Consider the following 25,382-nt stretch of genomic DNA (forward strand, 5'->3'; position numbering starts at 1 on the left):
GAATCTGCCATGTTTTCTGCTCCCTTTTCCCGCCGTCACTTGTTGCAGCGCAGCGCCGTGGGATTTGGTTCGCTGGCGCTGGCGTCGCTGCTGGCCGAGCAGTCGTCGGCGAAGGCTGCCGTGGCCGACCCGCTGGCGGCGAAGCAGCCGCACTTTCCCGCCCGCGCCAAGCGGGTGATCTTCCTGTTCATGAAGGGGGGGCCGTCGCACCTCGATACGTTCGACCCGAAGCCGCTGCTGGATCGTGACGACGGGAAGCCGCTGCCTTTCGCCAAGCCGCGGGTGCAGTTCGCTCCGACCGGGAACCTGCTGAAGTCCCCCTGGAAGTTCCAGCAGTACGGCGAGAGCGGAATCCCGGTCAGCGAACTGTTTCCGCACGTGGCCGGATGTGTCGACGACCTCTGCATGGTGCATTCGGTTCACGGGACGAATCCGGCACACGGCGGGGCGCTGCTGAAGCTGCACACGGGGAGCGATAACTTTGTCCGGCCGAGCATGGGCTCGTGGGTGACTTACGGACTGGGGACGGACAACGCGAATCTCCCGGCGTTCATTACGATCTGCCCGACGCTGGCGCATGGCGGGATCAGCAACTGGAGCTCGGCGTTTCTTCCGGCGCTCTATCAGGGGACTCCGCTGGGGAACGCCAGTGTGCCGTCGGACCAGGCGGCGGTGCGGTACATCAGCAATCCCCGGCTGCCGCGCGAGGTGCAGCGGCTGCAACTCGACCGGCTGAGTGCGATGAACCGCGCCCATCTGGCGGAGGGGACTCCGGATTCCGCATTGGAAGCCAGGATCAACTCGTTCGAGCTGGCGTTTCGGATGCAGGCGGAGATGCCGCTGGTGGAAGACCTGTCGCAGGAATCCGTCGCGACGCAGGCCCTTTACGGCATGGATGATCCAGTGACGGCGAACTTCGGCCGGATGTGTCTGAAGGCCCGTCGGTTCGCGGAGGCGGGGGTGCGGTTTATCCAGGTGACGCACAGCGACAGCAACGTGCAGTGGGACCAGCACAGCAATCTGAAGGCCGGCCACGAAAAGAACGCCCGGGAGGTCGACAAGCCGATCGCCGGTTTACTGCAGGATCTGAAGGCCCGCGGGCTGCTGGAAGATACGCTGGTCTGGTGGGGGGGCGAATTCGGTCGGACGCCGACGGTCGAAGGCTCGAACGGCCGGGATCACAACCCCGAAGGCTTCACGATGTGGCTGGCGGGGGGGGGCGTGAAGCCGGGCCTGCGTTACGGAGCCACGGACGAGTACGGCTTCTATGCTCAGCAGGACAAGGTGCATATTCACGACATGCACGCGACGATTCTGCACCTGCTGGGACTCGACCACGAGCGTCTGACCTACCGGTACGCCGGCCGGGATTTCCGGCTGACGGACGTCGAGGGGAACGTCGTGGATGGGTTGTTTGCCTGACTGATGAGGAAGAAGGATTCACCGCGGAGGCGCGGAGGACGCGGAGAAATGCGGGAGAAGAGTCAGGAAAGTGAAAAGTGAGTCGTGAAGAGTGAGTCGTGCAGAATGCAAAGATCCGCGATAGGCCGGGCTCTCACAATTCCCTCACTTTGCACTCATCACTACTCAATACTCACTGTTCATTTTCCTGAGATTTCTCGTCTTAACTCCGCGTCCTCCGCGTCCTCCGCGTCTACGCGGTAAATCCGTCTTCCTGACTTGCACGATGGATTCCCTTGTGGAGAACCGATTGATGCGGCTGATGCTGGCGTTTGTTCTGGTGGTGTCGTGCGGGATGGCCGGGGCTGCGGAGCGGCGGCCAGATCTGATTCGAGCGGAGAATGCGAAGCCGGGGTCGACGGACTGGCAGCTCACGCGGGTGAAACTCGACAGTCCGACCGGTTGCCGGTCCTCGGTGATCGAGGGGTATTGCTCGAAGCAGAGCGTCGGAGCGGGCGAATCGATCGACATCCTGGTGTCGACGAATCCCCCGTCGCCGTTCCGGATCGAGATCTTTCGGACGGGATACTACGGCGGACGCGGGGCCCGGCTGATGACGACGCTGGGACCGTTCGAGGGGACGGCGCAGCCGACGCCGGCGCCTGGTGAGAAGAATCTGCACGAGTGCCGCTGGAAGGCCACGACCTCCCTGAAAATCCCCGCCGACTGGGTGAGCGGTGTTTACCTCGGTCGCCTGACGACGATTCCGAAGGATGATCAGACGCCGTACTGGCAGAGCTACGTCGTGTTCCTGGTGACCGACGACCGGCCGGCGGACGTGCTGCTGCAGGTTTCGGACAACACGTGGCATGCCTACAACCCGTGGCCGTCGAACTACTCGATCTATACGCATCCGAAAGGCAACCAGGGACCGTGGGCCGACGTCAGCTTCGACCGGCCGTACGGGCGCTACGCCCAGTACAACAGCGTGGTGAACGATCCGCTGTCGGTGGGGGCGGGCGAGTGGCTGTCGTTCGAGTTTCCGCTGGCGTACTTTCTGGAACAGCACGGCTACGACGTGACGTACTGCTCGAACAGCGACATGGTGAGCCCCGAGCGGGGCCTCCGCTGCAAGTCGTTCTTGAGCGTCGGGCATGACGAGTACTGGGATCTCCGTCAGTACGAAAGCGCCGTGAAGATGCGCGATGCCGGGGTGAACCTGATCTTCCTGTCGGGAAATTCGGTCTGCTGGGTGACGCCGTTTCGCGAGAGCTGGGACGGGCGGCCGAACCGGATCATCTTCCGCGGCGGTCCGTATGGGGGCGATTACAAGTATGCGGTCGGGCGCGAGAAGGATCACGGGCCGTTCCCGCATCGCGGTCCGGACGAGGGCTTTCTGATGGGCGCCCGGAACATCGAGCCGGTCAACGGCGGAGGGGACTGGACGGCCGTGAAACCCGAGCACTGGATCTTCAAGAACACGGGGATGAAGCAGGGGGATCGCATTCCGGGACTGATCGGCTGGGAGTATCACGGCGATCCTCCGGCGATTCCGGGGCTGGAAATCGTCGGCGGCGGGACCGCGTTCCAGGGGGGCGTCAATCCGCAGCAGTGGCAGGCGACGATCTATCCGGGGCCGAAGGGGAACTTCGTGTTTCAGGGCTCAACGATCTTCTGGGCGCAGGGGCTGAGCCATCCGCCGGGGCACACGCTGCCGTGGTCGCACTGGTCGCGTCCGCACGGTCCGGATGAGCGGGTGCAGCAGATGACGCACAATTTGCTGCGAAGGGCCATTGGGGACGCGAAGAGCAAGTAGTCCTGAGTGGTTCCGGGGGCACGCCCTGAGTCCTCGAAGGGCGTGTTTTGTCATCGTCGGAAGACCACACCCATCGCAAAGCCTCTGGGCGTGCCGCCCGGCCCAACCGCCGTTTTCTGCCGACTTCCTTGAGAAACGGGACAAAAAGATTGAAGGAAAGGGGCGGATCTGGAAGAATCAACAAGTGTTGATCCCGCCTGCTTCCTCCTGCCTGACGGTCGCCTGCCCATGTTTCGATTCACGCCCCTGCTGGCGCTGTGTGTGCTGGTTGTTCCTGCCTCGGCCGCCGAGCCGGGTTCCCGTCCGCTCTCGTTTGAAGCGGATATCCGGCCGCTGCTGAAGGCGCAATGCTGGCATTGCCACGGCGAGGAAGAGAAGCCCGAAGGGGGGCTGGATCTGCGGCTGGTGCGGTTCCTGCAGAAGGGGGGGGAGTCGGGGACGGCCATCGCGGCGGGCAAGCACGCCGAGAGCCTGGTTTATCAGCGGGTCGCGAGCGACGAGATGCCTCCCGGCGAGAAGAAGCTTACTCCGCGGGAGAAGGAGCTGCTGGCGCGCTGGATCGATGAAGGGGCGAAGACGGCCCGTCCGGAGCCGGAGTCGCTGGCGGCGGGAGATATCTTCACGGACGACGACCGGTCGCACTGGTCGTTTCAGCCGATCCGTCGGCCGGGCGTTCCGACCACAGAACATGCGGAGCAGGCGAGGTCGCCGATCGACGCGTTTCTGCTCGAACGGCTGGGGCGGGATCGGCTGACGCTTTCCGCCGAGGCGGACCGGGCGACGCAGATCCGGAGGCTGTCGTTCGATCTGCTGGGATTGCCGCCGAGCCCGGAGGCTGTTGCCGCGTTCGTTGCGGACATGTCTCCCGATGCCTACGAGCGGCTGGTCGATCAGATGCTCGATTCCCCGGCTTACGGTGAGCGGTGGGCGCGGCACTGGCTGGATGTCGCGGGCTATGCGGACAGTGACGGGTACAGCGAAAAGGACCTGGAACGGAAGTGGGCCTGGAAGTACCGGGACTATGTGATCCGGGCGTTCAACGAGGACAAATCGTGGAATGAGTTCCTCGTCGAACAGCTTGCCGGGGACGAACTGCTGACGCAGCCGTTTGCAAATCTGACTCCCGACCAAGCGGACAAGCTGATTGCGACGGGGTTTCTGCGGATGGGGCCGGACGGGACCGGGGACGGATCGGTTGACCAGAATGTTGCCCGGAACGAGGTGCTGGCGGAGACGATCAAGATTGTCTCGACGTCGCTGCTGGGGATGACGGTGGGGTGCGCCCAGTGTCACGCTCACCGGTACGATCCGATCACGCAGGCTGATTACTACCGTGTGCGGGCGATCTTTGAGCCGGCGTACGACTGGAAGCAGTGGCGGGCGCCGAACGCCCGGCTGGTGTCGCAGTGGTCGGACGAGACTCGGCAGAAGGTGACTGAGGCAGAGAAGGAACTGGCCGAAGTCCAGAAGCAGCGGAACGAAGAGCTCGACAAGATCGTCGCCGAGACGTTCGAGCAGGAGCTGGCGAAGCTGCCCGAGGAGATTCAGCCCAAAGCCCGCGAGGTTCGAGCAACCGCCGAGAAAGACCGGACCGACGAGCACAAGCAGCTCATCAAGGAGTATCCGTTCCTCAACGTGAATCGCGGCACGGTGTACCTTTATCTGAAGGACCGGCTGACCGGGTTCAACAAGAAGTGGGACGCCACGACGGAAGAGACAAAGAAGAAGCGGCCGGCGGATGACTTTATCCAGTGCCTGACGGAAGTGCCGGGGCAGATCCCGGCGACGAAGCTGTTTTCCCGGGGCGACTTCAATCAGCCGCGCGAGGATGTGCTGCCGGGGGAGCTGGCGGTGCTGAATGCGGTGAATGCGTCGTTGCCCGTGGATGATCCTGCGCTGCCGACCAGCGGGCGCCGGCTGGCGTATGCAAAAACGCTGACCAGCGGCGAACATCCGCTGGTGGCCCGCGTGCTGGTGAACCGGATCTGGCTGAATCATTTCGGGCGGGGGCTGGTGGCGACGCCGGGGGACTTCGGCATGCTGGGGGAGAAGCCTTCGCATCCGGAGCTGCTGGACTGGCTGGCTTCGGAGTTCATGCAGTCGGGGTGGCAGCTCAAGAAGCTGCAGCGGCTGATTGTGACGTCGCAGGCCTACCGGCAGTCGTCGCAACGGACCAGCGAACTCGACGCGATCGATCCGGAAAACCGGCTGCTGGGGCGGATGTCGGTCCGCCGGCTGGAAGCGGAAACGGTCCGCGACACGCTGCTGGCTCTGGCGGGACGGCTGTCGGACAAGATGACGGGTACGCCGGTGGTGGTCATGCCCGACGACGTCGGCCAGATCGTGGTGGGGGTGGACACTCGCGACTCGGCGGGCCGGCCGAGCGGCAAGGTGATCCCCTTGGGCGAGGACGAGTACCGCAGGAGCATTTACGTGCAGGCCCGACGGTCGATGCCGCTGGGGATGCTGGAGCCGTTCGACGTGCCGGTGATGGCCCCAAATTGCGAACAGCGGGCGTCGTCGACGGTGGCCCCGCAGTCGCTGCTGATGATGAACAGCGAGTTCGTCGTGGACCAGACGACAGCGATGGCGGTGCGGCTGCGAAGCGAGGTGGGGGACGATCCGGCGGCCCTGTTTACGCGAGCGTGGACGCTGACGCTGGGCCGGATGCCGACTGAGGCCGAACAAGCAGGCGGGACGGCGTTCCTGACCGAGCAGATTCAGCATTTCACCGCGCATCCTCCCGCAGCGAAGCCAAAAGCGACGCCGCCGGAGCCGCTGACGCTGGCGCTGAGCACGCTGTGTCAGGCGTTGGTGAGTTCGAATGGTGCAATGTACGTGGACTAGCGGGCTTCGGGTCTCGGGCTTCGGGCTTCGCAGAGAAGACGTAGGAGCACGAGATGGCGAAACCAGTCAGTTACCGAGATCTGGACGTCTGGCAGAAGTCGATGGAACTCGTTGAGCTGGTCTACGAGATCTGTCGGCAGTTACCGTCAAACGAGAAGTATGGGTTGATCTCTCAGATGCAGCGAGCAGCGGTTTCCGTGCCATCCAACATCGCCGAAGGATTTGGCCTCGGAGCCGGCGGATATCGCAGGCATGTCCTGATCGCGCGAGGATCTTTGATGGAACTGGAAGTCCAGCTTGAGCTGGCAGTGCGTTTAAAACTGATTGACAGAAAACCTGTCGCCGACACGTGGCCCATTGCTCAGAATGTGGGGCAGATGCTGACGAAGCTTGCCCTGTCGTTGAAAGAATCATAGTCGCAGAGATCTCCGTCATCTCTCTGCGAAGCCCGAAACCCGAAGCCCGAAGCCCGCCCGATGAACCATTCCCGCCGCCACTTCCTCTCCCAGCAGGCCTTCGGTCTGTCCGGCGTTGCTCTGGCCTATCTCCTCAAGCAGGACGGCGTTTCCGCCGCGCCGGCCAAACCGACGCTGGAGCGGCCGACGTACGATCTGCTTCCCAAGCGGCCTAAGCAGGAGCCGCAGGCGCGCGCGATGATTTCGATGTTCATGCAGGGGGGGCCGAGCCATATCGACCTGTTCGACCCCAAGCCCGAACTGCAGAAGCGGCATCTGCAGAGCTTTACCGGGGACATCAAGTACGACAACGCGGCCGAGGCGAGCGCCAAGCTGTTCGCCAGCCCGTGGAAGTTCGCCAGGCACGGCGAATGCGGCATGGACCTGAGCGAGCTGCTGCCGGGGCTGGCGGGGGTGGCGGATGACATCTGCCTGATCCGGTCGATGCACACCGGGGTTAACAACCACGGCCAGTCGATCAATGCGCTGAATACCGGGCGGGTGACGCCTGGGCGGCCGGCGCTCGGGTCGTGGATGACTTACGGGCTGGGTTCGGAGAGCCAGAATCTGCCGGCGTTTGTCGTCCTCACCGATCCGACCGGGCTGCCGGTGCTGGGGGTCGAGAACTGGCAAAACGGCTGGCTGCCGTCGCTGTATCAGGGGACGGTCGTCCGGCCGCAGGAACCGCGGATTCTGAACCTCGATCCGCCGGCCCACCTCAAGGGACCGGCGCAGGACCGATTCCTGTCGTATCTGGGTCAGATCAACCGGGAGCACCTCGACCGTCACGCGGGAGAACTCGATCTGGCGGCGCGCATTCAGAGCTACGAGCTGGCGGCCCGGATGCAGGTGGCGGCGAAGGAAGCCCTCGATCTGACGCAGGAGAGCGAAGCGGTCCACAAGCTGTACGGGCTCGACGATCCGCTGACGCGCGACTACGGTTCGCGGTGCCTGATCGCCCGGAGGCTGGTGGAGCGGGGAGTCCGCTTCGTGCAGATCCATACCGGCAATCAGACCTGGGATCATCACGGCAACATCGAAAAGGGGTTGCCGGCGGTCTGCAAGAAAGTCGATCGGCCCGGTGCGGCGCTGGTGGCGGACCTGAAGGCCCGCGGCATGCTGGATACGACGCTGGTCCACTGGGGAGGCGAGATGGGGCGGCTGCCGGTGATTCAGAACGAGAAGAACATCGGCCGGGACCACAACACGTACGGTTTCAGCATGTGGCTGGCGGGGGGCGGGATCAAGCGGGGCTGCGTCTACGGCGCGACGGACGAATTCGGTCACAAGGCGGTCGAGAACGTCGTCAATCATTACGACTATCACGCGACGCTGCTGCACCTGTTCGGGCTGGGGCCGGAGCAGTTGACGTTCGAGCGACCGACGGGCGTCGGCAGCCTGATCGACGGCCAGCAGACGCGGGTAGTGTGGGACATCCTGGAGCGGGGTCAGCCGGCTTGAGCGGTTATGGCTTCCAGGGGCCTTCGAGATCCTCGTGCGGGGCGCGAGCCTTGTTGAGGAGTTCGACCAGCCGCTGCAGTTCTTCGGGGCTCAGGTGTCCGAGCTGGCGCTGATGGCAGTCCCGCACGGAATCGGCGAGCTGGTCCAGCAGGGCGATTCCCGCGGGGGTGATGCCGACTTCGACGACGCGGCGGTTTTCCGCCCGGCGTTCGCGATGGACCCAGTCCCGTTTTTCCAGGCGATCGAGCATGCGGGTCATGTCTGGAGCGCGGGAGATCAGCCGGGAGCCCATCACGAGCACCGGCATCGTGCCGGGATGGACGCTGCGGAGCAGGCGGAGCGCGTTGTACTGCTGGGCGGATAGTCCGTGCGCGGAGAAGAGTTCATCCTCAATCCCCTTGAGGCGGTCGTAGGCCCGCCAGAGATGGAGGTAGGCTTCCTGTTCGAGGGAATCGAACCGGCGGCGGGAACGGGGACGGGCGGCGGAAGCGGGGGCGTCTGTCATGCTCACAGGGGTAATCGTCCGGGCGACGCCTGTCAACCCGATGGTTGTTGAGACGGGATTCGGAGCAGAAATCGGAGAGAGCCAATCGCGGGGTCCGGGAGGCGCGGATGAACGGTCAGAACCGGCGTTGGGAATGCTTGCGTCAGGAGAGGCAGCCGCTATACTGCTCCTCTCGGCAGTCGCCCCGCTGAACCTCGCAGCGGAGACCGGTGTCTGCCGGGGAGCCTCCAGCTCGCAATCGGCCCAAGTGGCGGAATTGGCAGACGCGCTAGGTTGAGGGCCTAGTGGTAGCAATACCGTGCAGGTTCAAGTCCTGTCTTGGGCACTTTGGTGCGAAAGGGTTTACGACGACAGCCCCGCAATGATGCGCGTTTCGCCGCCTAGTGAAGCCGGGCGAAATAGGAAAGGCCGTCGCAGGTCGTAGCGGACCGAGAGCAGGAGAACACAACACGCCGGTCGGACTCACAAGCTGAGACCGATCGGCGTGTTTTCGTTCAGGGGGTGGCCGGATGGGGCCAGGGGTCAAACTCGATCAGTTCGTGACGGAGACGCTCGTTGACATCGTCAAGGGAGTCATCGCAGCCCGGTACGTGATTGAAGAGAGCGGTGGTCGTGTCGCGTCGAAGACGAAGAACACACTTCAGTTTCCGAGAGAAGTGTCGGGATCGCTGACCTCGAAGGCTGAAGCCTTGGGGATCAGCGAATCGGTTGCGTTCGATCTCGCAGTGACGACGCGATCCGAGTCGACGTCAAACAAGAGTGGCCAGGTTCAGGTCTGGGTCTTGCAAGCCGGAGGAGGAGAGGACAGTTCGATCATGGGAGAGCAAGTCAGCAGGATTCGTTTTTCAGTACCTCTGACGTTCCCCCCGTCGCAAGCAGATCACTAGCAAACTGGACCTCCAGTCGAATGACGCACTCCATCAGGATGTAGTCCACACGTTCGTCATTCAGTTCCGCGTGACGCAGCAGTAGCTCCAGGAGTCTCCTTCGCGCCTCGATCAGCAGTGCCCCCGCGACAACCTCCTGACCAAATTCAGAACTGACCGCAGTTCCCATTTCGCGAAATCGCGGTATATTTCAGGAATGAATATCGTGACTGACGACGAAGTAAAAGAACACCTCTCGGCCAACCTGCAGCGGCTGCTGTCGTTGCGCGGCTGGACCGGTGTCAAACTGGCTCAGGAGAGCGGCGAAAGTCAGCCTACAATTTCGAGACTGCTCCACGGCGACCATGTGCCGAAGGTCGGCACGCTAACCCGCGTCGCGGCAGCGTTGGACACGTCGGTGGACTATCTGCTCTCTGATCCACAGGCCGCGTCGAAGCCTCCCCGGAAGCGCGAATTTGTAGAAACCGCTTGACAGAGAATATTCAAAACTGAATACTGCTCCCCGTCGCACTGACGGAGGGGCTGCGGAATCGGTAAACGCCGGTCGTCTTCCCGAGGTGCGGAGGACGGTCGGCGTTCTGCATTTGGCACTGACCGGGCCTCGCCTGTGACGTGGTTGTTTTGCCACGTCACGGGTGGAAATGTGAACTACGCTTCACGCCGGACGGAGCCTTCCAGATGTTTTCACGGATGTACGCCTTCGCACATTGCGGAGCGATCCTGATGAGCATTGCCCTCGGGCAAACCATACCCGCCTCCGAGCGGTTCAACGCCCTGTTTTCGCCAGCCGCTCCGGCGGCGTCTTCTTCCCCTTCAGCTTCGGAGACCGACCTCCCGCGCCGGATGGAGCCTGGAATGCAGTGGATCATTCTGCGGGAATTGTTCGTCGATCGACTGGAGACGAAGTCCCCGAGAGCGACTTACAACCAGAACGTCCGCCGCGTGCTGATCCGCTTCACCGACTACCGGGGACTGATCGGACGGGACATTCGGGAAATCACGCAGATCGACCTCGAACAGTACGTCTCCCGACGCCGCAAAGACCTGTGGCGCGGAAAGCCCCTGAGCGCGGTGACGATCAATAACGAGATCGCCATCCTGAACGCGATCTTCGCCTGGTGTGGTCCGCGCGAGTCCCGCGGAACTGGTCGCAGCAACCTCGAACTGCTCGCGCGGCCCCCGTACCTCGACCCGCTCCCGGAAGACGACGTTGTTCCCGTGCTGCTGACGCCGGAGCGGATCTCCGCCTGCCTGGCTGCCACGCGCTACGCGACGACGCCCAGGATCGAAGGCTGTTCGCCGCGGACGTTCTGGACTTGTGCCCTGTTGCTCGATTCGCTGACGCTCCTGCGGCGTGGGGCGCTGCTGCAGATCCCGCGGCCGGACGACGTGGAACTGCTGGAGCTGAAGCAGATTCCGTTGCCGGCCCGCTACAACAAGCGGCGGCGGGACGAATGGGTCTCCCTCGGCACGCGTCGCGAGCTGGTCGAGTTATTCGCCTCGCTCCCCAGCCTGCCGGGCGAACCGTTGTTGCCCTGGATCGATCGTCGGGGGCGACGCATGAGCCTGAGCCACTTCTCGCGCTCGCTGAAGGAGTTTCAGATCAAGGCCGGCATTCTGCCAGAGGATTGCGTGCGGCTGAAGAACCTGCGATCGACGTCGGCCACGCTGGTCGGCGATCAGTTCAACGACGGCGTGGCCAAGCGGAAGCTGAAGCAATCGCCCGCGTCGCGGGTGTTCGAACGGCACTACAAGTCCCGCGCTCCCACGGCCGCGGAAGCGGCTGCCACCGATTTTCTGCTCGATCGGTTCCTGTCGGCGGCAGGAACCGCCGGCCTGTCCTGATTCACGGACGTCGGTCGGTGCTCCCGATGGTCGGGCGCATGTCGCCCGGCCGACGTCCGTTCTTTCCAACGGCCGAAAGGATTCCGCCATGTTGCATCGTTCGCTCAGCCCGTGACCCAGCGCCGGACGCCGGTGCAGATCCATCCGGTTTACTCCTTCGCGGGTGGCCTCTGCGTCCTGGCCGGCGTCCGGCGTTTTGATTCAGAGGGTCGGGGGGCGTAGCCCCGTCCCGAGCCTGCGTCGCTCGTCTCTCACCCGGTTCCCATCCCGGCCGGGACTCACGCTTCGGCGCAGTGCTTTCAACTCGGCGCGCATCGCTTCGCAACTTCTGCGCTCGCGGTGCGCGCCGACCTTCGTTCGGAGCCCGAACCGTGAACCAGCCTGACGCCGACTTTCGTTTCATCCCGGTCGACATGGCCGCCCAGATCGGCCGCGACTGCCGCAAGGATCAGGTGATCGTCCTCTCCTTCGATCAGTCCTGCGGCATGCTGGCCACCGCGACCTGGGGCAACACGCCCGAGGACAAGATCGCCGCCGCCAGGACAGGCGAATCGCTGACGGCTCTCGTCGGTGGCGACATTCACCGATCCCTCTGCAACGCCGACTTCCGACACGTCCCCGCCGCCGAGGCGGCCGCACGAATCGACGTGCTGCTGCAGCAGCTTCGAGAGGCCCGCGATTTGATCGAGAACGAACTCGATCGGTCGGCCCGCAGACTCCCCGTCGAGCGGTTTGCGGAGAAGTGGAACGCCCGCGGCCTCCCGTTCTCCGGGGAACAGTGGGAACGGTCCGCTCAGTCCTGGCTCGATCGCATTGATTCCCTAGCGCCCCCGACCCCGCTCTGAAAGGTTCCTTCAATGCTCTACATGACGCCCAAGGAAGCCGAGCAAATCGTGATCGGCGATTGCATCACGCTCACGATCGTCCGCCGTGGCAGCAACGTACGGATCGGGATCGACGCGCCCCGCGAGATCCCGATCCGCCGGCAGAACGTGCTGACGTCGCCCCCGACACCGGTCCCGTTCGATGTCCCGACCTGGCCCGTGGTGACGGTCGCCGATGCGGCCTCGCTCGAAGTCGCGAAGCAACAGCTCGGGGCCGCATGACGCCGGCCGATCCGTATCGGAATTTTTCCCTCGCCGAATGGACTCGATCGTGGCGACGCAGAAGTCTCTCCCGTTCGACCTCTCACCGCGCGACAGGCTCTGCGGCCTGCCGCTTCCTCCCGACCAGCGGGCCGTCCTGGTCGCGGTCTACGACCTCGCCCCGGATCACGTGACCTGGACCGGGCCGTCGCGCGAGCTGGCGGCTCACATGGGCTGCGCCCCGGGGACGGCCACCCGCCGCGCCAAGCGCGCCGCGGAGTCCGGCCACCTGGCCGTGAGCCTGAGCAGCGGCAGGCCGGGGGCCTACCGCCTGACGGCGCTGACGCCGGCGGCCGCCTCGCCAGCGCCGAGCACCGAAGACGTCGCGCCGACCTGGTCGGACCTCCGCGCCAGCGCGCTGAGGACGGTCTCTCTGCTCATCACATTGGTCTTCGGCGCGCATCGGCGCTCGGCGCGTCGCGCGCAGCTCGCGCGGAGGCGGCGCATCGAACCCCTGTCGCGGCAACTGGTGTTCGACTTCGCGCACAGCGCCGACGCGCCGATCGCTGAGGTGAGCGCGGAGCCGGTCGTCAGTTCCGCGCCGGTCCGCGCGGAGGTTGCCGTACCACCGCAGAATTCTGACGTCGGCGCTCCGCGCTCCGCCGCCGAGGCTTCCCCCATTCCATTCCACTCCACAGTTCCACCCTCTCCTCAACTTTCAGTTCCCACAGTTCCATCACATGGGACCGGTGGGACCTTGAAAAGGTGGTGGAGCAAAGACATCGAACCGCAGGACCTCCGCTCGCCTGCGGCCGTGCAGCAGCTCTACCGCGAGGCGACGGCCGCCGGCGTCTGGTCCGACTCGGAGCGGGACCGGCTGATCTTCTTTGGCTGGGCCAAGCACGTCAGCCGGGTCGGCAGCATCCGAAACCGGCCCGCGGTTTTCACGTCGCAACTGGGCCGGCCGAACTACGGCAAGCCGTTCGCCGCGCGGATGGCGACCGTCGACCTGGACTGGGCGACGTCGGCGATCAAATCCCTCGATCAGGGGCCGCTGCAGGCCCCCAGGACGTCGGATCTGGCCGCGGGCGACGATTCGTTCGAACGCGAGCGGGCCAGGCAACTGGCGGAAGGGAAGCGGTTGTTGCGCGAACGGGGGCTGTCATGACCGAACACCAAGGCCCCTGGCTGGCCTACTTCACCCGGACCGACGACCAGACGCTGCTGCGGCCCGGCGACGAGGTCGAGGTCTACAACTCGCGGATGATGTGCGGTCGCTTCACCGATGCCGCGGTCAACGTGGCCATGGCGCGGCTGAAGAGCTGGCGACCCTATCCCCACGATCCGCAGGGCTCGCGCCCCGTGATCATCGTCCACTGCGGGCGCCTGCACGTCGTGATGGCCTGCACGCTGACCAACACTCCGCCGGCCCCGCCGGCGATCGTCATCGCGCCGGCCAAGCCGGCGAAACAGATGGCTCTCTTTTGAGGGGGACGGCATGAGTCGCATTCAGTGGCGGATGGCCTGCAACGTGCGTTGCCCCGATGGAACGCTGCTGCAGAAGGGAGACCGGGTCGAGTGGTTCAACACTCGGTACCACCGCGGCCGGATCCCGCTGGCGCAGATCGAAACCGCCATGATCACCGCGCGGCAGCTCGCCTTGCGAGCGAACGGACGGGCCTGGCTGCAGCCGGTGACGATCCTGCACGGCGAGAGGCTGCAGGTCATCGAACGGAACTGCCTGACCATGCTGGTGGTCCCGCCGCCGGCTCACGATCGGCCGCGGGAAGCGCCGCGCCTGCGGCAAAAGGAGCTGCTGGATTGATCGACGCGACGTTGCCGCAACCGGGGGAACACGTCCCCTTGCCGGGGCAGCTCTCGCTGCTGCCCGACGAGCCAGCGGGCACGGAGGCCCGCGCCGCTCTGCGGGAATGCTGGCGGACCGTCGCCGCCGGCACGCCAATACCGCGGATCGCATCTCTGCGTCAGCTCGATCTCGTCTGTGAGACCGAACGGAACGACCGCGAGTTCTGGCTGCTCGTCAAGGCCGCGGCCGAGGAGGAGCTGGGACCGCTCGGCGGCCGGCGCTACGTCTGGCAGCAGGCCACGCCGTTCGAGACGGCCGACGACGCGATCACGGATGAAATCAACCTGATGCTGGCCCGCGTGTGCGGCCAGGAGTCGAGAGACGAGAGTCCAGAGTCGAGAGCCAGAGAGGAAAGAACCATGCCCCAGGCTGCAGCCCGCAAGACGAAGGCCGCGAGGCCGCCCAGGCCGAAAGCCGAGAAGCCCGCGGCCGTTGAGACATCGACGACTGCCAAGCCGGAGCTGGCCGGCGAACTGCGGATGATTGACGTCGGCCTGCTGCGGCCGAGTCCGTACCAGACGCGGCGGCCGCCGTCCGAGGAATGGCTGATCGAGCTGGGCAACTCGCTCCGCCAGGATGGCCAGCTCACGCCCTGCCTGGTCCGGCCGTTGCCGGAGGCGAACGGCTTCGAACTGATCGCCGGGCACACGCGTACGGCCGCCGCGAAGCGGACGCATCGACCGCAGCTCGAATGCCGGATCGTCCAGTGCGACGACGCGACGGCCCGCCGGCTGGTCCTGGTCGAGAACGCGAAACGCCGGGATCTCGACATCCTCGAAAAGGCCCGCGCCCTGCAGGGACTCGTCGACGAGTACGCGGCCGCCGGTCGCTCGCAGCGAGATCTGGCGGACGACGTCGGCGTCAGTCAGTCCGAGATCAGCAATCTGACCCGTCTGCTGACGCTCCCAGCGGCCTGGCAGGAGCGACTGATTACGGGCGGAATCACCAAGACGCAGGCCCGCGAGCTGCTGCCGTGGTGCGACGTCGCGGCGCTGTGGCCGAGGCTGGAGAAGTTCCGCGACGATGAGGGGCCGGAATGGTTCTCCCGCGACTTCTCACAACTGCTCGACCAGGCGCTCTACGACGTCAGCCGGCCGATGGAGAAGGGGGCCGGGTTCTTCGACGAGCAACGGCAACGCCGAACGGTTATGGCCTTCGCGGCGACGCCGGACGAATGCAAGCACCTGCAGGTCCGCAAGGTAGGGAAGTCCGATCGAGCCTTCAACACCGCACTCTGGGACTCCATGCAGCACGTGGCCGAGGACAAGGCCGCGGCGAAGTCCGCGATGCAGGCGGAGGCGACCGCGGGCAAGGTGGCCGCGAAGAAGGTCACGCCGAAACAGGCGGCCGAGCAGTTCAACAAACGGCTCTATCGGTGGAAGGTCGCCTGGCTGCAGCAGCGGATTGCCGCGGCCCTGGAGGACAAGACGGAGGGGGACACGCTGGTCCTGTTGCTGGTCTGGTTTGCCCAGGACGGGCATACGGCCTCCCACGAGCGGCGAACCTCGCTGGCGAAGGCGTTCGGCGTCCGCCGTACGTCGTGGTACCAGACGGACGCCATTCACATCCTGCAGGCGGTCGCCGCGAAGCCGGCCGCGACACGGACGGCCAGCCTCCGCCGGATCCTGCAGGAGTGGGTGCAGCATCCGGCCGACACGGGATCAACCGACATGCCGGCCCCGCTGGTCGACTGGCTCGCTGAGCATCTGGGAATCGACATCGTCCGGCAGTGGTCGCTCGATCGGTCGTATCTGGAGCTGCTGACGACGGCCCAGCTCCAGGAGCTGGCGGCCGAGTGGAAACTGCGATCGACCGACACGAAGCGCGGCGACCTGGTCGAGTGGCTGGCCACCGCCGGCAAGGAAAAGCCCTGCCCGAAAGCGGTGCGGGGGATCAAGGCGGTTTCGTTGGTTTGAAAGTCGGACTCAAATTAACTGCCATCTGTTCGACGCAATGAGCATGGCGGAACGAGATCAGTTGTTCGATTGCCGTGCGAGCACTACGCTGTTGACCACTGAGCGGTGCTTCTAGCTCAGGTCGACTTCGTTCACGTCGCCCAGCAGCGAGCTTTCGACATGCGGTATGACGAATCACCAGTCCGATTGCTCTCTCCCGAAGAGGTCGTCAGAGTCATAGCACAGGCCCGGGACGAGGACTGGAAACAGTTAGCTTTCGCTTGCCCGTTCGCTCTCCGATCTGCGAATTCCCCAGAATCGCCGCAAGAAGAGCTTGCAGGGTTTCGATCGATGCTGACGACTTTGTTCAACTGGGTTCCCACCCGCTTCTTTGGAGTTTGCAAACCAATCTTGGATGAGGAGGCCGGCGCGCTCGCATCGCTGACGAACCTCACCTCGCTCATTCTCAGCAACAACAACGTAGGAACAGAGGGAGCCCGCGCGCTGGCGTCGCTGACGAACCTCACCTCGCTCGACCTCCGAAGAAACTGCATCGGAGTCGAGGGGGCTCGCGCGCTGGCGTCGTTGACGAACCTCACTTCGCTCAACCTCAACAACAACGAAATAGGAGACGAGGGGGCTCGCGCGCTGGCGTCGTTGACGAACCTCACTTCGCTCAAACTCAATTTCAACAGCGTGGGACCCGAGGGAGCCCGCGCACTGGCGTCGCTGGCGAACCTCACCTCGCTCGAACTCAGTTTCAACAGCGTGGGATCCGAGGGGGCCCGCTTGCTGGCATCATTGACAAACCTCACCTCGCTCAGTCTCGATGAAAACGGCGTGGGAGACGAGGGAGCCCGCGCACTGGCGTCGCTGACGAATCTCACCTCGCTCGACCTCTGGAACAACGGCGTGGGATCCGAGGGAGCCCGCGCGCTGGCGTCACTGACAAAACTTACCTCGCTCAGTCTCAACGACAACCACGTAGGAGACGAGGGGGCTCGCGCGCTGGCGTCGCTGACGAACCTCGAAGTACTCGACCTCTGGAGAAACGGCATAGGAGACGAAGGGGCCCGCGCGCTGGCGTCGCTGACGAACCTCACCTCGCTCGACCTCTGGGGCAACGGTGTGGGAGACGAGGGAGCCCGCGCGCTGGCATCACTGAAGAACCTCGAAGTACTCGACCTCTGGAACAACGGCGTGGGAGACGAGGGAGCCCGCGCGCTGGCATCACTGACGAACCTCGCCTCGCTCTATCTCAGCGACAACGGCTTGGGAGCCGAGGGGGCTCGCGCGCTGGCGTCGCTGACGAACCTCAACTTGCTCCATCTCAACAACAACAGCGTGGGAGACGAGGGGGCAAGCGCGCTGGCGTCGCTGACGAATCTGACTTCGCTCAATCTCGGCATCAACGGAATAGGAGATAATGGGGCCTGCTCGCTGGCGTTGCTGACGAACCTCACCTCGCTCGAACTCTGGGGCAACAGCGTGGGATCCGTGGGAGCCCGCGCGCTGGCATCACTGACGAACCTCACCTCGCTCGGTCTCAACGGAAACAAGATAGGAGACGAGGGGGCTCGCTCGCTGTCGTCGCTGGCAGGCCTCACCTCACTTAGTCTCGCCGACAACGGCGTGAGAACTGAGGGGGCCCGCGCGCTGTCGTCGCTGACGAACCTCACTTCGCTCAATCTTAACAACAACAGCGTGGGAGACGAGGGAGCCCGCGCGCTGGCATCGCTGTCGAACCTCACCTCGCTCTCTCTCAGCGACAACAGCTTGGGAGCCGAGGGGGCCCGCACGCTGTTGTCCGCATGGGCGGACTCAACCTCTGCCGTTCGGCAGCGTATCCTCGACATCAGACGAAATGGCGACCTATCGGCGATCCTCCCCCCCGAAGTCCTGGATCAGCTCGACGCTCAGGCAATCTTGGCCGCGTTTCGGCGCTTTCGAAGCGAACTTCGAACGAGAGACGGGCTGCAACCGCTCAATGAGGCCAAACTCCTCGTACTTGGAAATGAAGCCGTCGGTAAAACGTCGCTCATTCGTTTTCTCGTGGACAATGAGCCGAGAAACCAAGACGAACCGAAAACGCCCCGCGCCCAGATACGCGAGAAGATTGAAACCAAAGACTGGTCTGTCGATGGCTGCCCGGTGACGCTGCACGTTTGGGACTTTGGCGGTCAGGAAATCATGCATGGCACGCATCGGTTTTTCCTGACCGAACGGAGCCTCTACCTGGTGGTTCTAGAGGCTCGCCGTGAAGACGACCGCTCGGTTTACGGTTGGCTGAAAACGATTCGCAATCGCGGGGGTGATTCGCCGATCATCGTTGTCGTCAACAAATGCGATCCCCAGAAAAGGCACGTTCTGCAGCTCAATGAGCGAGAGCTGGCCGAACAGTACGGCGTCGCAGCATTTCTGCAGACATCCTGCAATGACGACGACGAGTCGCGACAATCGATCGCTACTCTGCGGGCTAGGATTGCAGCGATCCTGAAAGGCGACGATCGGCTCAAACACGTGCGCGATCCCATGCCGCGTTCCTATCTCCGGATCAAGTACTCGCTCGCGGAAGTGGCGCGTAACCGCCAAGTGCTGAGAACTGATGAGTTCATCCGCTTGTGCGAGCAGGCGCCCGTAGAAGACACCGCCTCCAGCGATCGGATTCTCGAAGAAGCTGAGCAACGTGGATTGTTGAAGCTTCTGCACGATCTGGGAACTGTCGTTGCTCATGGAGTGAGTCGCGATGCCCCTGCGGCGCTTCGAGAGATCACGTTGCTCGATCCAAATTGGCTGACTGTGGCTATCTATACGCTGCTGACGAACCCCGTGGTCCGCGATCAGCTTGGAGAGGTTAGACGCTCTCAGTTGTCGGAGTGGTTGGACCCGCAGCTCTATCCCGAAGAGAGGCATGAATTCATCCTCGACATGATGCAGCATCCAGACGTTGGGCTGATGTTCGAACTACCAGGTCACTCTCGCGAGAAGTATCTGATTCCCGAGGCTCTGCCGAAGAACGAACCGGACTATGGTATTTGGCCGCAGGATTCTTTGCACTTTCGGTTCCAGTACGAGTTCCTGCCGCCGGGACTAATTCCGAGATTCATCGTTCAGTCGCACCGCAACCTGAGTGATCAACCGACGCGATGGTACACAGGAGTAGTCCTGCAGGCTGCCGGCTGCCCGATCTTGGTTCGTGGCTATCGCGATAAACAGCGAATCGACATTTCCGTCGCCGGACCCAATGGTCAACGTAGGGCCGCGTTGAATGTGATTTTGAACGACTTGGAGTATGTGCATCGATTGAATTCCGAGATTCAACCCGTTGCGAGAGTTCCGCTTCCGGATAGGCCCGAGTTGTCGGTGAGCTACGATTACCTACTGAGACTTGAGCGCAGTAAGGGAGCCGAGTTTACGTTTCTTCCGGAAGACGGCGATCGAGAATACAAAGTTCGAGAGCTGCTCGACGGTGTGCGATGGGAGAGGCGAGTAATGGGCGACGAAGAAAGAGAAAGCCGTCTCATCGGCCATCACAACATTCGCGTTAGCGCTGGCGACAACGCGCATGTAACGGTTGTCTCCGGTGGTGAGGGGCCGACTACCATGAACGGAGCACCTGCAAGTCATCCCGCAGAGCCGTGGTGGAAAGGAGCGACAGTTTTTGCGAACTGGCCGATGTTCTCCATTGCCTGTGGTTTGGGAGCTGTGGCGTTGGCGATCGTGATCTGGCTGTTACCCAACAATGAGTCTCGCGCGATCGTCGGCGGGCTCGCCGGGGTGTTTTTGCTGGTCACCGGGATTGTCGCATCATGGAATCCGATCAACGTCTATCGCTGGTGGCTTTGCTACGTCATTCCCGGAGGATTCCTCGTCCAGGCGACAGGATTCACGATGACTGTATGGGGCGGTCGCGGTGAGTCTAGCGGAGGGTTCCGTTGGGATAACTCAACTAGCGGATGGTTTTTTGTCGCGTGGGCATTGGTGGTGTCGAGCCTGATTGCCGGAGATGTGTTTACTCGCCGCGAGAGCGGCAAGTAACGAAACTTGCAGCAGCCCCTAAAGTCGAAAATGCCCGCGGGACCGTTCGCCGCCGGGGCCGTTCGTTTCGGCCGTTACTTTGCGAATTCGCCGTTACGCCGCAGTTCCTCAATTAACGGCCGCAACCGTTCCCAGAAGACACTCGTGATCGGCAGCCCGCGCCGGGCGGCATGCGCTCGCAACCGCAGCCAGTCTTCTCGCTCGACGTAGATCCCGATCTGCTTCTTCGGTCCAACCGGACCGTCCCCCGTCTTTTTTCTGCCGGCATCCATGCTCGTCCCTTTTGCTCTTGCAGACCTCGGTTACCAGTGTCGCAATCGGCCGTGGTGTTGAAGACGGCCCCGAGGTCAGGATGGCCCGCTGGATCAGGGATGATCATGTCGGGGCTCTTCCGCTGGTTCCCGTGAGGTGCGAGGCAAAAGGGGTTTCCTGCCAGAGACCCCGCCATTCTACGTGGCGACCCGCACCCGCGGGAATCTTTTTCCTCTCAGGAATCATCGGCTGACTTTGCGGTGCGTCTCGCAACTGACTGCGAGTTCTCACGCAAAGGATGGCCTATGAACTGGCTCCCGCTCTTCTCCCTGCTCGCCGGACTGGCGGGCAACAAGTATGTGAAATCGGCCCTGATCAGCCTGGCCGGCGTGATCGGGGCGGCCCTGACGCAGACGGCCACCGGCGCAGACCTCGGGAACACCGGGTCGGCGATCGCCGCCGGTGTCTCCGCCTGGCTGGCCAACCTGATCCAAAGCCTGTCCCCCGTCCTGCTGGAATGGCTGAAGGCGAAGCTGGCCGGCCAAACGACCACGCCTGCCGCGCTGGACCTGCAGAAGCTCGATCTGCTGGGACCGCTGACGGACGAGCAGCTCGCCGATCTGCGGGCCGGCGGGTACGACATCGACTACGTCGCACCTCCACCGCCTCCGGCGATGGACATGGCCAAGCTCTCCGGCGGCGACGACGTCCCGTTCTCGTTCCTGTGGCTGGTCCCGCTGCTCTGGATCGGCTGCCAGGTGGCCCAGGCCGCCCCGCCGACGGCGATCATCAACGGCCCGACGACCGGCGTCCGGGGCGAGATCCTCGTCCTGGACGCGACGGGCTGCGCAGGGGAACCGACGCACTTCACCTGGAAGATCAACCCGGAGCTGAAGGGGCGGAAGCAGCTCGACGTGAAGGACGGCGGCCGCCGCGTGCAGGTGGCCAGCTATGGCGGCTCCTACGTGGTGACGCTGCTGGTCAGCAACGCAGACGGCAACGACGTCCTGACCTGGCCGCTGACGATCCCCGGCGATATGCCGTGCCCGTCCCCGGAACCGCAGCCGGTGACCCCGACGCCGGTCGAACCGATTCCTGTCGAACCCGCGCCACCGCGGCCGCCGGCTCCCGAACCAGTCATCCCCATGCCCACGCCGGCCCCGCAACCGGTCACGCCCACGCCTCCGGCTCCGACGCCGGGGCGGTTCGGCATTGCCGCGCGCGTCCGGGCCGCCGTCCTGGGCGTCAGCTCGCCGACGCGGGCCGCTGAAGTGGCAAAGCTGCGATCGACGCTGACCAGCCTGCAGCAGCAGGGAGCGGCCGGCACGATCACAACGCAGGATTTCCTCGACGCGATCGTCAACGAGCTGAAGTCACTCCCCGACTCCTGGCAGGTGGTCAAGACGCTGGCCGCCCTGGGCATTCGCGTCCTCATCACCGCGAAACAGCTCGCGACGGTAGAAGATTTCGTTGACCTGGCGGGGGAGATCCTCGACGCCCTGAACGGGCTGTAGGCCGCGGACGGCCCGTTGAGAGTTGAGAGCCAGAGGAAGGAACCCATGAAACTCGGTCGCGTGATCTCTGCCGCACTGCTGGCGCTCGTGGCGTTGATTGCCACGGCGCGGATGTCCTGCACCGTCAACATTGGGCTGCCGCAACAATCGGCGCCCGCTGTGCCGCAAGCGCCACCCGCGAAGAGCGAAAAGGCCCCGCCGCTGCTGGGGTTGCCGGCCGACTTCAAGGCGAAGGCCGACGAGGCGTACAAGGCGTTCCCGGCCCCGTTCCGGATCCATGGCGCGGCCGGCGACGCTGCCAACCGGAAGAAGCAGGCCCTGCTGTTCAAGGCGGAGCTGGCGATCGAGGCCCCCGGCAAGCCGAAGGGGGAATTCTTTCCCTGCCGGTTCCAGCAGTCGAGCGACTGCGTCAGCATGGGAGGCGCACGGGCCATCTTCACCACGGCCGCGGTCCAGGTGGTCAACGGCAAGGCGGCCGCGGCCGTCCCGCCGTTCGAGCCGCATCTGTACGGCCTGTCGCGGGTGACGATCGGCGGCGGCCGCCCGCGCTGCAACCAGGGGGGAGCCTATCCCGACGACCTGGCCGCCGGGTTTCGCCGGTTCGGCTTCGTCAGCTATGCCGAGGCGGGCGTCCCGTATTCCGGCCGGCTGGCGGATCAGTGGGGCTGCCAGGGGCCGCCCCGCGCGCTGCTGGAGGTCGGGAAGGCCCGCGCCGGCGGCGACGTCTATCCGGCCCGGACGACGGATGAAGCGATCGACGGCCTCTGCAACGGCTACGCCCTGACGGGCGGGATTGAGTGGCGGCCGGGCCGAGTCCGCGAATTGAACGGGTACGCAATCACGCAATTCGACGGCCGCAACCTGGGGGGCCACCAGGTGGCGCTGGTCGGGTACGACGGCCAGGCGGGCGAAGGCCAGTTCATCTTCGCGAATTCGCACGGGGCCGATGCCCACCCGACGAACCCCGGCGACCCGCCGGGCTCGTTCCGGGTCACCCGCGCGACGTTGGACTGGATGATGGAGACCGGGACGTTCTGGGTCTTCTCATCCGTGCCGGGCTTTCCGGCGAACGAGCTCGACTTGAGCGGGCTCGACGATCTGGTGATGCGATCGGCGGCAACTCCCGCCGTCGCGCAACGGGAGAAACGCAATGTCGTCTCGAAACGTCTGCTCGCTCCGTAATCTGGCGGCGCTGTGCCTGCTGGCCGTCTGCCTGGCCTGTCCGGGCCACGTCCTGGCGCAGAACCTGAACCTGGCCGGCCTCAGTTCGCTGGAGGCCTCGCCGCCCGTCGTGGCGGCCGCTCCCGCTCCGCTCGATCTGAGCGGCCTCGACCAACTGTCCCGTCCGCTGTCCGTGGCCGGCGGGCTGCAGCTCTCCGGCCTGCAGGAGTTGGAGAGCGGAAAGCCGAAAGCGGAAAGCGGAGAGCCAAGTCCAAAGCCGACGCCGGCGGCCCAGCTCGTGCTGCCGGCGGCGGTCCGTCCGCCGGCGGCCGTTCCCGCGACCACGGCCCCGGCGGGCGTTTTCTGCGCTGGCGGCCAGTGTTACTTCCGGCCGCCGAAGCTGCGGGGGCGGAAGGGGCGGTGAGCTACGGCCGGCGCTGGTGGTACCAGAAGAGAAAGAACCAGACGAAGCCGGCGATGGCGGCGACTGCGACAACGGCCAGACTCGGGACCATCGACGGAAGCTGGATGTATTTGCCGAAGATGTAGACGTCGGTCGGCATGGTGGCAGAGACCTACGGCCGTCGCCGGAAGAACCAGAACGCAAAGAACCACGCGAAGCCGACGATGGCGGCGATCGCGATGACCGGCAGCAGCGGTCCCAGGGGGATTGGATCGAATTGCATGGCGACCTCGCCGCCAAAGATACGGCAGGCCGCCGCCGTTGAACAGCCGATTCCGCGCCGTTGATCGCGACTGATTCCGCGCGGAATCACCGAGGGATGGAACCCGCACACCGTGGCACGAAAGGACTCGCCATGATCCCACGTCCCGAGACGCTGGGCGTTGAATTGAAGCTTACCACGCTGGCCGACGTCGACGCGGCCCTGCATGAGCTGGGCTGGTGTCGGCAGCAGACGGCGCACGCGGAGGCGATGGTTCAAGCGATCATCGAACGGTTGAAGGCCGACAACCAGGCGGCGCTTGTCGTCAAGATCAAGGAGAGCGACGTCAGCATCGCCGATCGGACGGCCGCCCTGGAGGCGGCGCTCGTGACCTGGTGCGGAAAGAAGCTGGCCGGCCACCTGGCCGAGACCGGTAAGCAGTCGCTGACGCTGGCCCACGGGGTCATCGGTACGCGCTCGCTCCCGGACGCCGTGGTCTGTGACGACAAGGCCGTCCTGGCCGCCGTGAAGAAGCGGGGCGGGCTGGTCGGGCTGATCGACAAGCTGCTGGAGACGGCCCTGGGAGCGATCACGCTGGCCAACGTGATCAAGCTGAAGCCCGAGGTCAGCAAGACAGCGGCGAAGGCCGCCTGGGGCAAGTCGGCCCGCCACCAGCAGACGCTGAAGAGCCTGGGCGTGGTCGTCGAGACCAACCGATCGAGCTGGGTGATCGAACCGGCAGCGATCGAGGTAGCCGCCCCGGCCGGCTGAGCGCCATCAGGTCGGACCGGGCGAGACGTCGTCAGCTCCCGACGCGTCCCGCCCGGCCGGCCACGAGGCGACAGGTCGTCACCTCCCGACCTGTCGCGGGTCCTTCCGTAAGTCCTTAAAGGCGACCCCTACGGGAACAGTCGCGCTATGCGAGACACTTTCTTTCGCGCGAGATCTCGGGAGGTTCTGCCGGTCGCCCCGGTCAGCACGCTCAAGCCGTTCGGGGCGGCAGCCGCCCTGGCCCTGGCTCGAAATCCGCTGGTTTCCGGCCGCGATCACCAGGTGCAAACCGTCGACGTCGAGAAACTCCAGTCCCCGTCCGTCCTGTTCCGCTCGAAGCGGGTCGAGCGCCGGGAAATCCGCGACCTGCGCCGCCGGCAGTCGGCCGTCGAAGCGATCACCGGCCTGACTCACGACAACGAAATCTACGGCTTCACCAAGGGGCAGTTCTCCCTGCTGGATCTGCTGAAGGCCTGCCTGCAGGTGACCGGCCCCGCTGGCGTCAGCCTGTCGACCTGGACCGCCGCCCGGCACGAGATCCAGGAACTCGACCGCATGCTGAAGGCCGGCGCGCTGACGAGCTGCCGCTGGCTGGTCGACTTCACGTTCGCCCGCCGCGATCCCGAGGCCGCCCACCAGATCCGGCAGACGTTCGGACTGGAAGCGATCCGGGTGGCCCAGAACCACGCCAAGTTCGCCCTGTTCCAGAACGCCGACTGGCAGCTCGTCGTCCGGACGTCCATGAACCTCAACATGAACCCGCGGTTCGAGGACTTCACCATCGCCCACGATCCCGTCCTGGCCGGATTCCTGGACCGGCTGCTGGGGGAAATCTGGAGCCGGCAGAAACGGAGCCTGGCCGATTCTTCCCTGTCCGAGATCCGCCGCTACTTCGTCGACGAGATGTGACGCACCCC

23 protein-coding genes and 1 tRNA gene are annotated in these 25,382 nt (G+C 64.5%); 21 read left to right on the forward strand and 3 right to left on the reverse strand.

Annotated elements, in window-relative coordinates; translation table 11 throughout:
• Positions 1-9 precede the first annotated feature (9 nt).
• The 5 genes from SH412_RS09895 (at position 10) to SH412_RS09915 (ending at position 7,980) form a co-directional block, all read left to right on the forward strand.
• A complete protein-coding gene (locus tag SH412_RS09895) occupies positions 10-1,422 on the forward strand; it encodes a DUF1501 domain-containing protein (protein WP_336523349.1) in 1,413 nt (470 codons plus the stop codon).
• A gap of 301 nt (positions 1,423-1,723) precedes the next feature.
• Positions 1,724-3,217 (forward strand): N,N-dimethylformamidase beta subunit family domain-containing protein, encoded by a 1,494-nt coding sequence (locus SH412_RS09900; protein ID WP_419555802.1) that lies wholly within the window; start codon positions 1,724-1,726, stop codon positions 3,215-3,217.
• A gap of 228 nt (positions 3,218-3,445) precedes the next feature.
• Positions 3,446-6,064 carry a PSD1 and planctomycete cytochrome C domain-containing protein gene (locus tag SH412_RS09905; protein WP_336523351.1) on the forward strand — a complete coding sequence of 873 codons (2,619 nt, stop codon included), beginning with the start codon at positions 3,446-3,448 and terminating at the stop codon, positions 6,062-6,064.
• Positions 6,065-6,117: 53 nt separating this feature from the next.
• Positions 6,118-6,480 (forward strand): four helix bundle protein, encoded by a 363-nt coding sequence (locus SH412_RS09910; RefSeq protein ID WP_336523352.1) that lies wholly within the window; start codon positions 6,118-6,120, stop codon positions 6,478-6,480.
• A gap of 60 nt (positions 6,481-6,540) precedes the next feature.
• Positions 6,541-7,980: a DUF1501 domain-containing protein gene (locus tag SH412_RS09915; RefSeq protein WP_336523353.1), complete on the forward strand. Its 1,440-nt coding sequence runs from the start codon at positions 6,541-6,543 to the stop codon at positions 7,978-7,980.
• A gap of 4 nt (positions 7,981-7,984) precedes the next feature.
• Here SH412_RS09915 and SH412_RS09920 read toward each other — a convergent pair whose 3' ends face one another.
• Complete coding sequence (locus SH412_RS09920; RefSeq protein WP_336523354.1) at positions 7,985-8,485, reverse strand: MarR family winged helix-turn-helix transcriptional regulator; 501 nt, start codon at positions 8,483-8,485, stop codon at positions 7,985-7,987.
• A gap of 241 nt (positions 8,486-8,726) precedes the next feature.
• On the opposite strand from SH412_RS09920, the gene SH412_RS09925 reads away from it, so the two are divergent.
• From SH412_RS09925 to SH412_RS09975, 11 genes are all read left to right on the forward strand, one after another.
• Positions 8,727-8,810 (forward strand) — tRNA-Leu (locus tag SH412_RS09925).
• Positions 8,811-9,024: 214 nt separating this feature from the next.
• Positions 9,025-9,372, forward strand: coding sequence for a hypothetical protein (locus SH412_RS09930; RefSeq protein ID WP_336523355.1), 348 nt, complete (start codon positions 9,025-9,027; stop codon positions 9,370-9,372).
• A 205-nt stretch (positions 9,373-9,577) separates the two neighbouring features.
• Positions 9,578-9,844 carry a helix-turn-helix domain-containing protein gene (locus SH412_RS09935; RefSeq protein WP_336523356.1) on the forward strand — a complete coding sequence of 89 codons (267 nt, stop codon included), beginning with the start codon at positions 9,578-9,580 and terminating at the stop codon, positions 9,842-9,844.
• A 383-nt stretch (positions 9,845-10,227) separates the two neighbouring features.
• Positions 10,228-11,217, forward strand: coding sequence for a hypothetical protein (locus SH412_RS09940; protein ID WP_336523357.1), 990 nt, complete (start codon positions 10,228-10,230; stop codon positions 11,215-11,217).
• 371 nt (positions 11,218-11,588) lie between these two features.
• Positions 11,589-12,062: a hypothetical protein gene (locus tag SH412_RS09945; RefSeq protein WP_336523358.1), complete on the forward strand. Its 474-nt coding sequence runs from the start codon at positions 11,589-11,591 to the stop codon at positions 12,060-12,062.
• A 12-nt stretch (positions 12,063-12,074) separates the two neighbouring features.
• Positions 12,075-12,323: a carbon storage regulator gene (locus SH412_RS09950; protein WP_336523359.1), complete on the forward strand. Its 249-nt coding sequence runs from the start codon at positions 12,075-12,077 to the stop codon at positions 12,321-12,323.
• Positions 12,324-12,372: 49 nt separating this feature from the next.
• On the forward strand, positions 12,373-13,470 hold the full coding sequence (locus SH412_RS09955) for a hypothetical protein (RefSeq protein ID WP_336523360.1): 1,098 nt from the start codon (positions 12,373-12,375) through the stop codon (positions 13,468-13,470).
• Positions 13,467-13,790 carry a hypothetical protein gene (locus SH412_RS09960; RefSeq protein WP_336523361.1) on the forward strand — a complete coding sequence of 108 codons (324 nt, stop codon included), beginning with the start codon at positions 13,467-13,469 and terminating at the stop codon, positions 13,788-13,790. Before SH412_RS09955 ends, SH412_RS09960 begins: the two co-directional genes overlap by 4 nt.
• A gap of 10 nt (positions 13,791-13,800) precedes the next feature.
• Positions 13,801-14,127: a hypothetical protein gene (locus SH412_RS09965; protein ID WP_336523362.1), complete on the forward strand. Its 327-nt coding sequence runs from the start codon at positions 13,801-13,803 to the stop codon at positions 14,125-14,127.
• A complete protein-coding gene (locus tag SH412_RS09970) occupies positions 14,124-16,085 on the forward strand; it encodes a ParB/RepB/Spo0J family partition protein (protein ID WP_336523363.1) in 1,962 nt (653 codons plus the stop codon). Before SH412_RS09965 ends, SH412_RS09970 begins: the two co-directional genes overlap by 4 nt.
• 330 nt (positions 16,086-16,415) lie before the next feature.
• Positions 16,416-20,102, forward strand: a complete 3,687-nt coding sequence (locus SH412_RS09975; RefSeq protein ID WP_336523364.1) for a leucine-rich repeat domain-containing protein — start codon at positions 16,416-16,418, stop codon at positions 20,100-20,102.
• A 74-nt stretch (positions 20,103-20,176) separates the two neighbouring features.
• On the opposite strand, the gene SH412_RS09980 is transcribed toward SH412_RS09975, so the two are convergent.
• Positions 20,177-20,374, reverse strand: a complete 198-nt coding sequence (locus tag SH412_RS09980) for a hypothetical protein (RefSeq protein ID WP_336523365.1) — start codon at positions 20,372-20,374, stop codon at positions 20,177-20,179.
• Positions 20,375-20,659: 285 nt separating this feature from the next.
• On the opposite strand from SH412_RS09980, the gene SH412_RS09985 reads away from it, so the two are divergent.
• Genes SH412_RS09985 through SH412_RS09995 form a run of 3 tightly spaced genes read left to right on the forward strand, consistent with a single transcriptional unit; the run spans position 20,660 to position 23,453 of the window.
• Entirely contained in the window at positions 20,660-21,868 is a 1,209-nt protein-coding gene (locus SH412_RS09985; RefSeq protein WP_336523366.1) for a hypothetical protein, read from the forward strand.
• A 45-nt stretch (positions 21,869-21,913) separates the two neighbouring features.
• On the forward strand, positions 21,914-23,050 hold the full coding sequence (locus SH412_RS09990; protein WP_336523367.1) for a C1 family peptidase: 1,137 nt from the start codon (positions 21,914-21,916) through the stop codon (positions 23,048-23,050).
• Positions 23,019-23,453 (forward strand): hypothetical protein, encoded by a 435-nt coding sequence (locus SH412_RS09995; protein ID WP_336523368.1) that lies wholly within the window; start codon positions 23,019-23,021, stop codon positions 23,451-23,453. Before SH412_RS09990 ends, SH412_RS09995 begins: the two co-directional genes overlap by 32 nt.
• Position 23,454: 1 nt before the next feature.
• On the opposite strand, the gene SH412_RS10000 is transcribed toward SH412_RS09995, so the two are convergent.
• Entirely contained in the window at positions 23,455-23,592 is a 138-nt protein-coding gene (locus SH412_RS10000) for a hypothetical protein (RefSeq protein ID WP_336523369.1), read from the reverse strand.
• Between the two features lie 255 nt (positions 23,593-23,847).
• Between SH412_RS10000 and SH412_RS10005 the strand changes: the two genes are divergently transcribed.
• Positions 23,848-24,465 (forward strand): host-nuclease inhibitor Gam family protein, encoded by a 618-nt coding sequence (locus SH412_RS10005; protein WP_336523370.1) that lies wholly within the window; start codon positions 23,848-23,850, stop codon positions 24,463-24,465.
• Between the two features lie 147 nt (positions 24,466-24,612).
• Positions 24,613-25,374: a hypothetical protein gene (locus SH412_RS10010; protein ID WP_336523371.1), complete on the forward strand. Its 762-nt coding sequence runs from the start codon at positions 24,613-24,615 to the stop codon at positions 25,372-25,374.
• The last annotated feature ends 8 nt before the right edge of the window (positions 25,375-25,382 follow it).

The sequence above is a fragment of the Planctellipticum variicoloris genome (assembly GCF_030622045.1).
GTDB classification, from domain to species: Bacteria; Planctomycetota; Planctomycetia; order Planctomycetales; family Planctomycetaceae; genus Planctellipticum; species Planctellipticum variicoloris.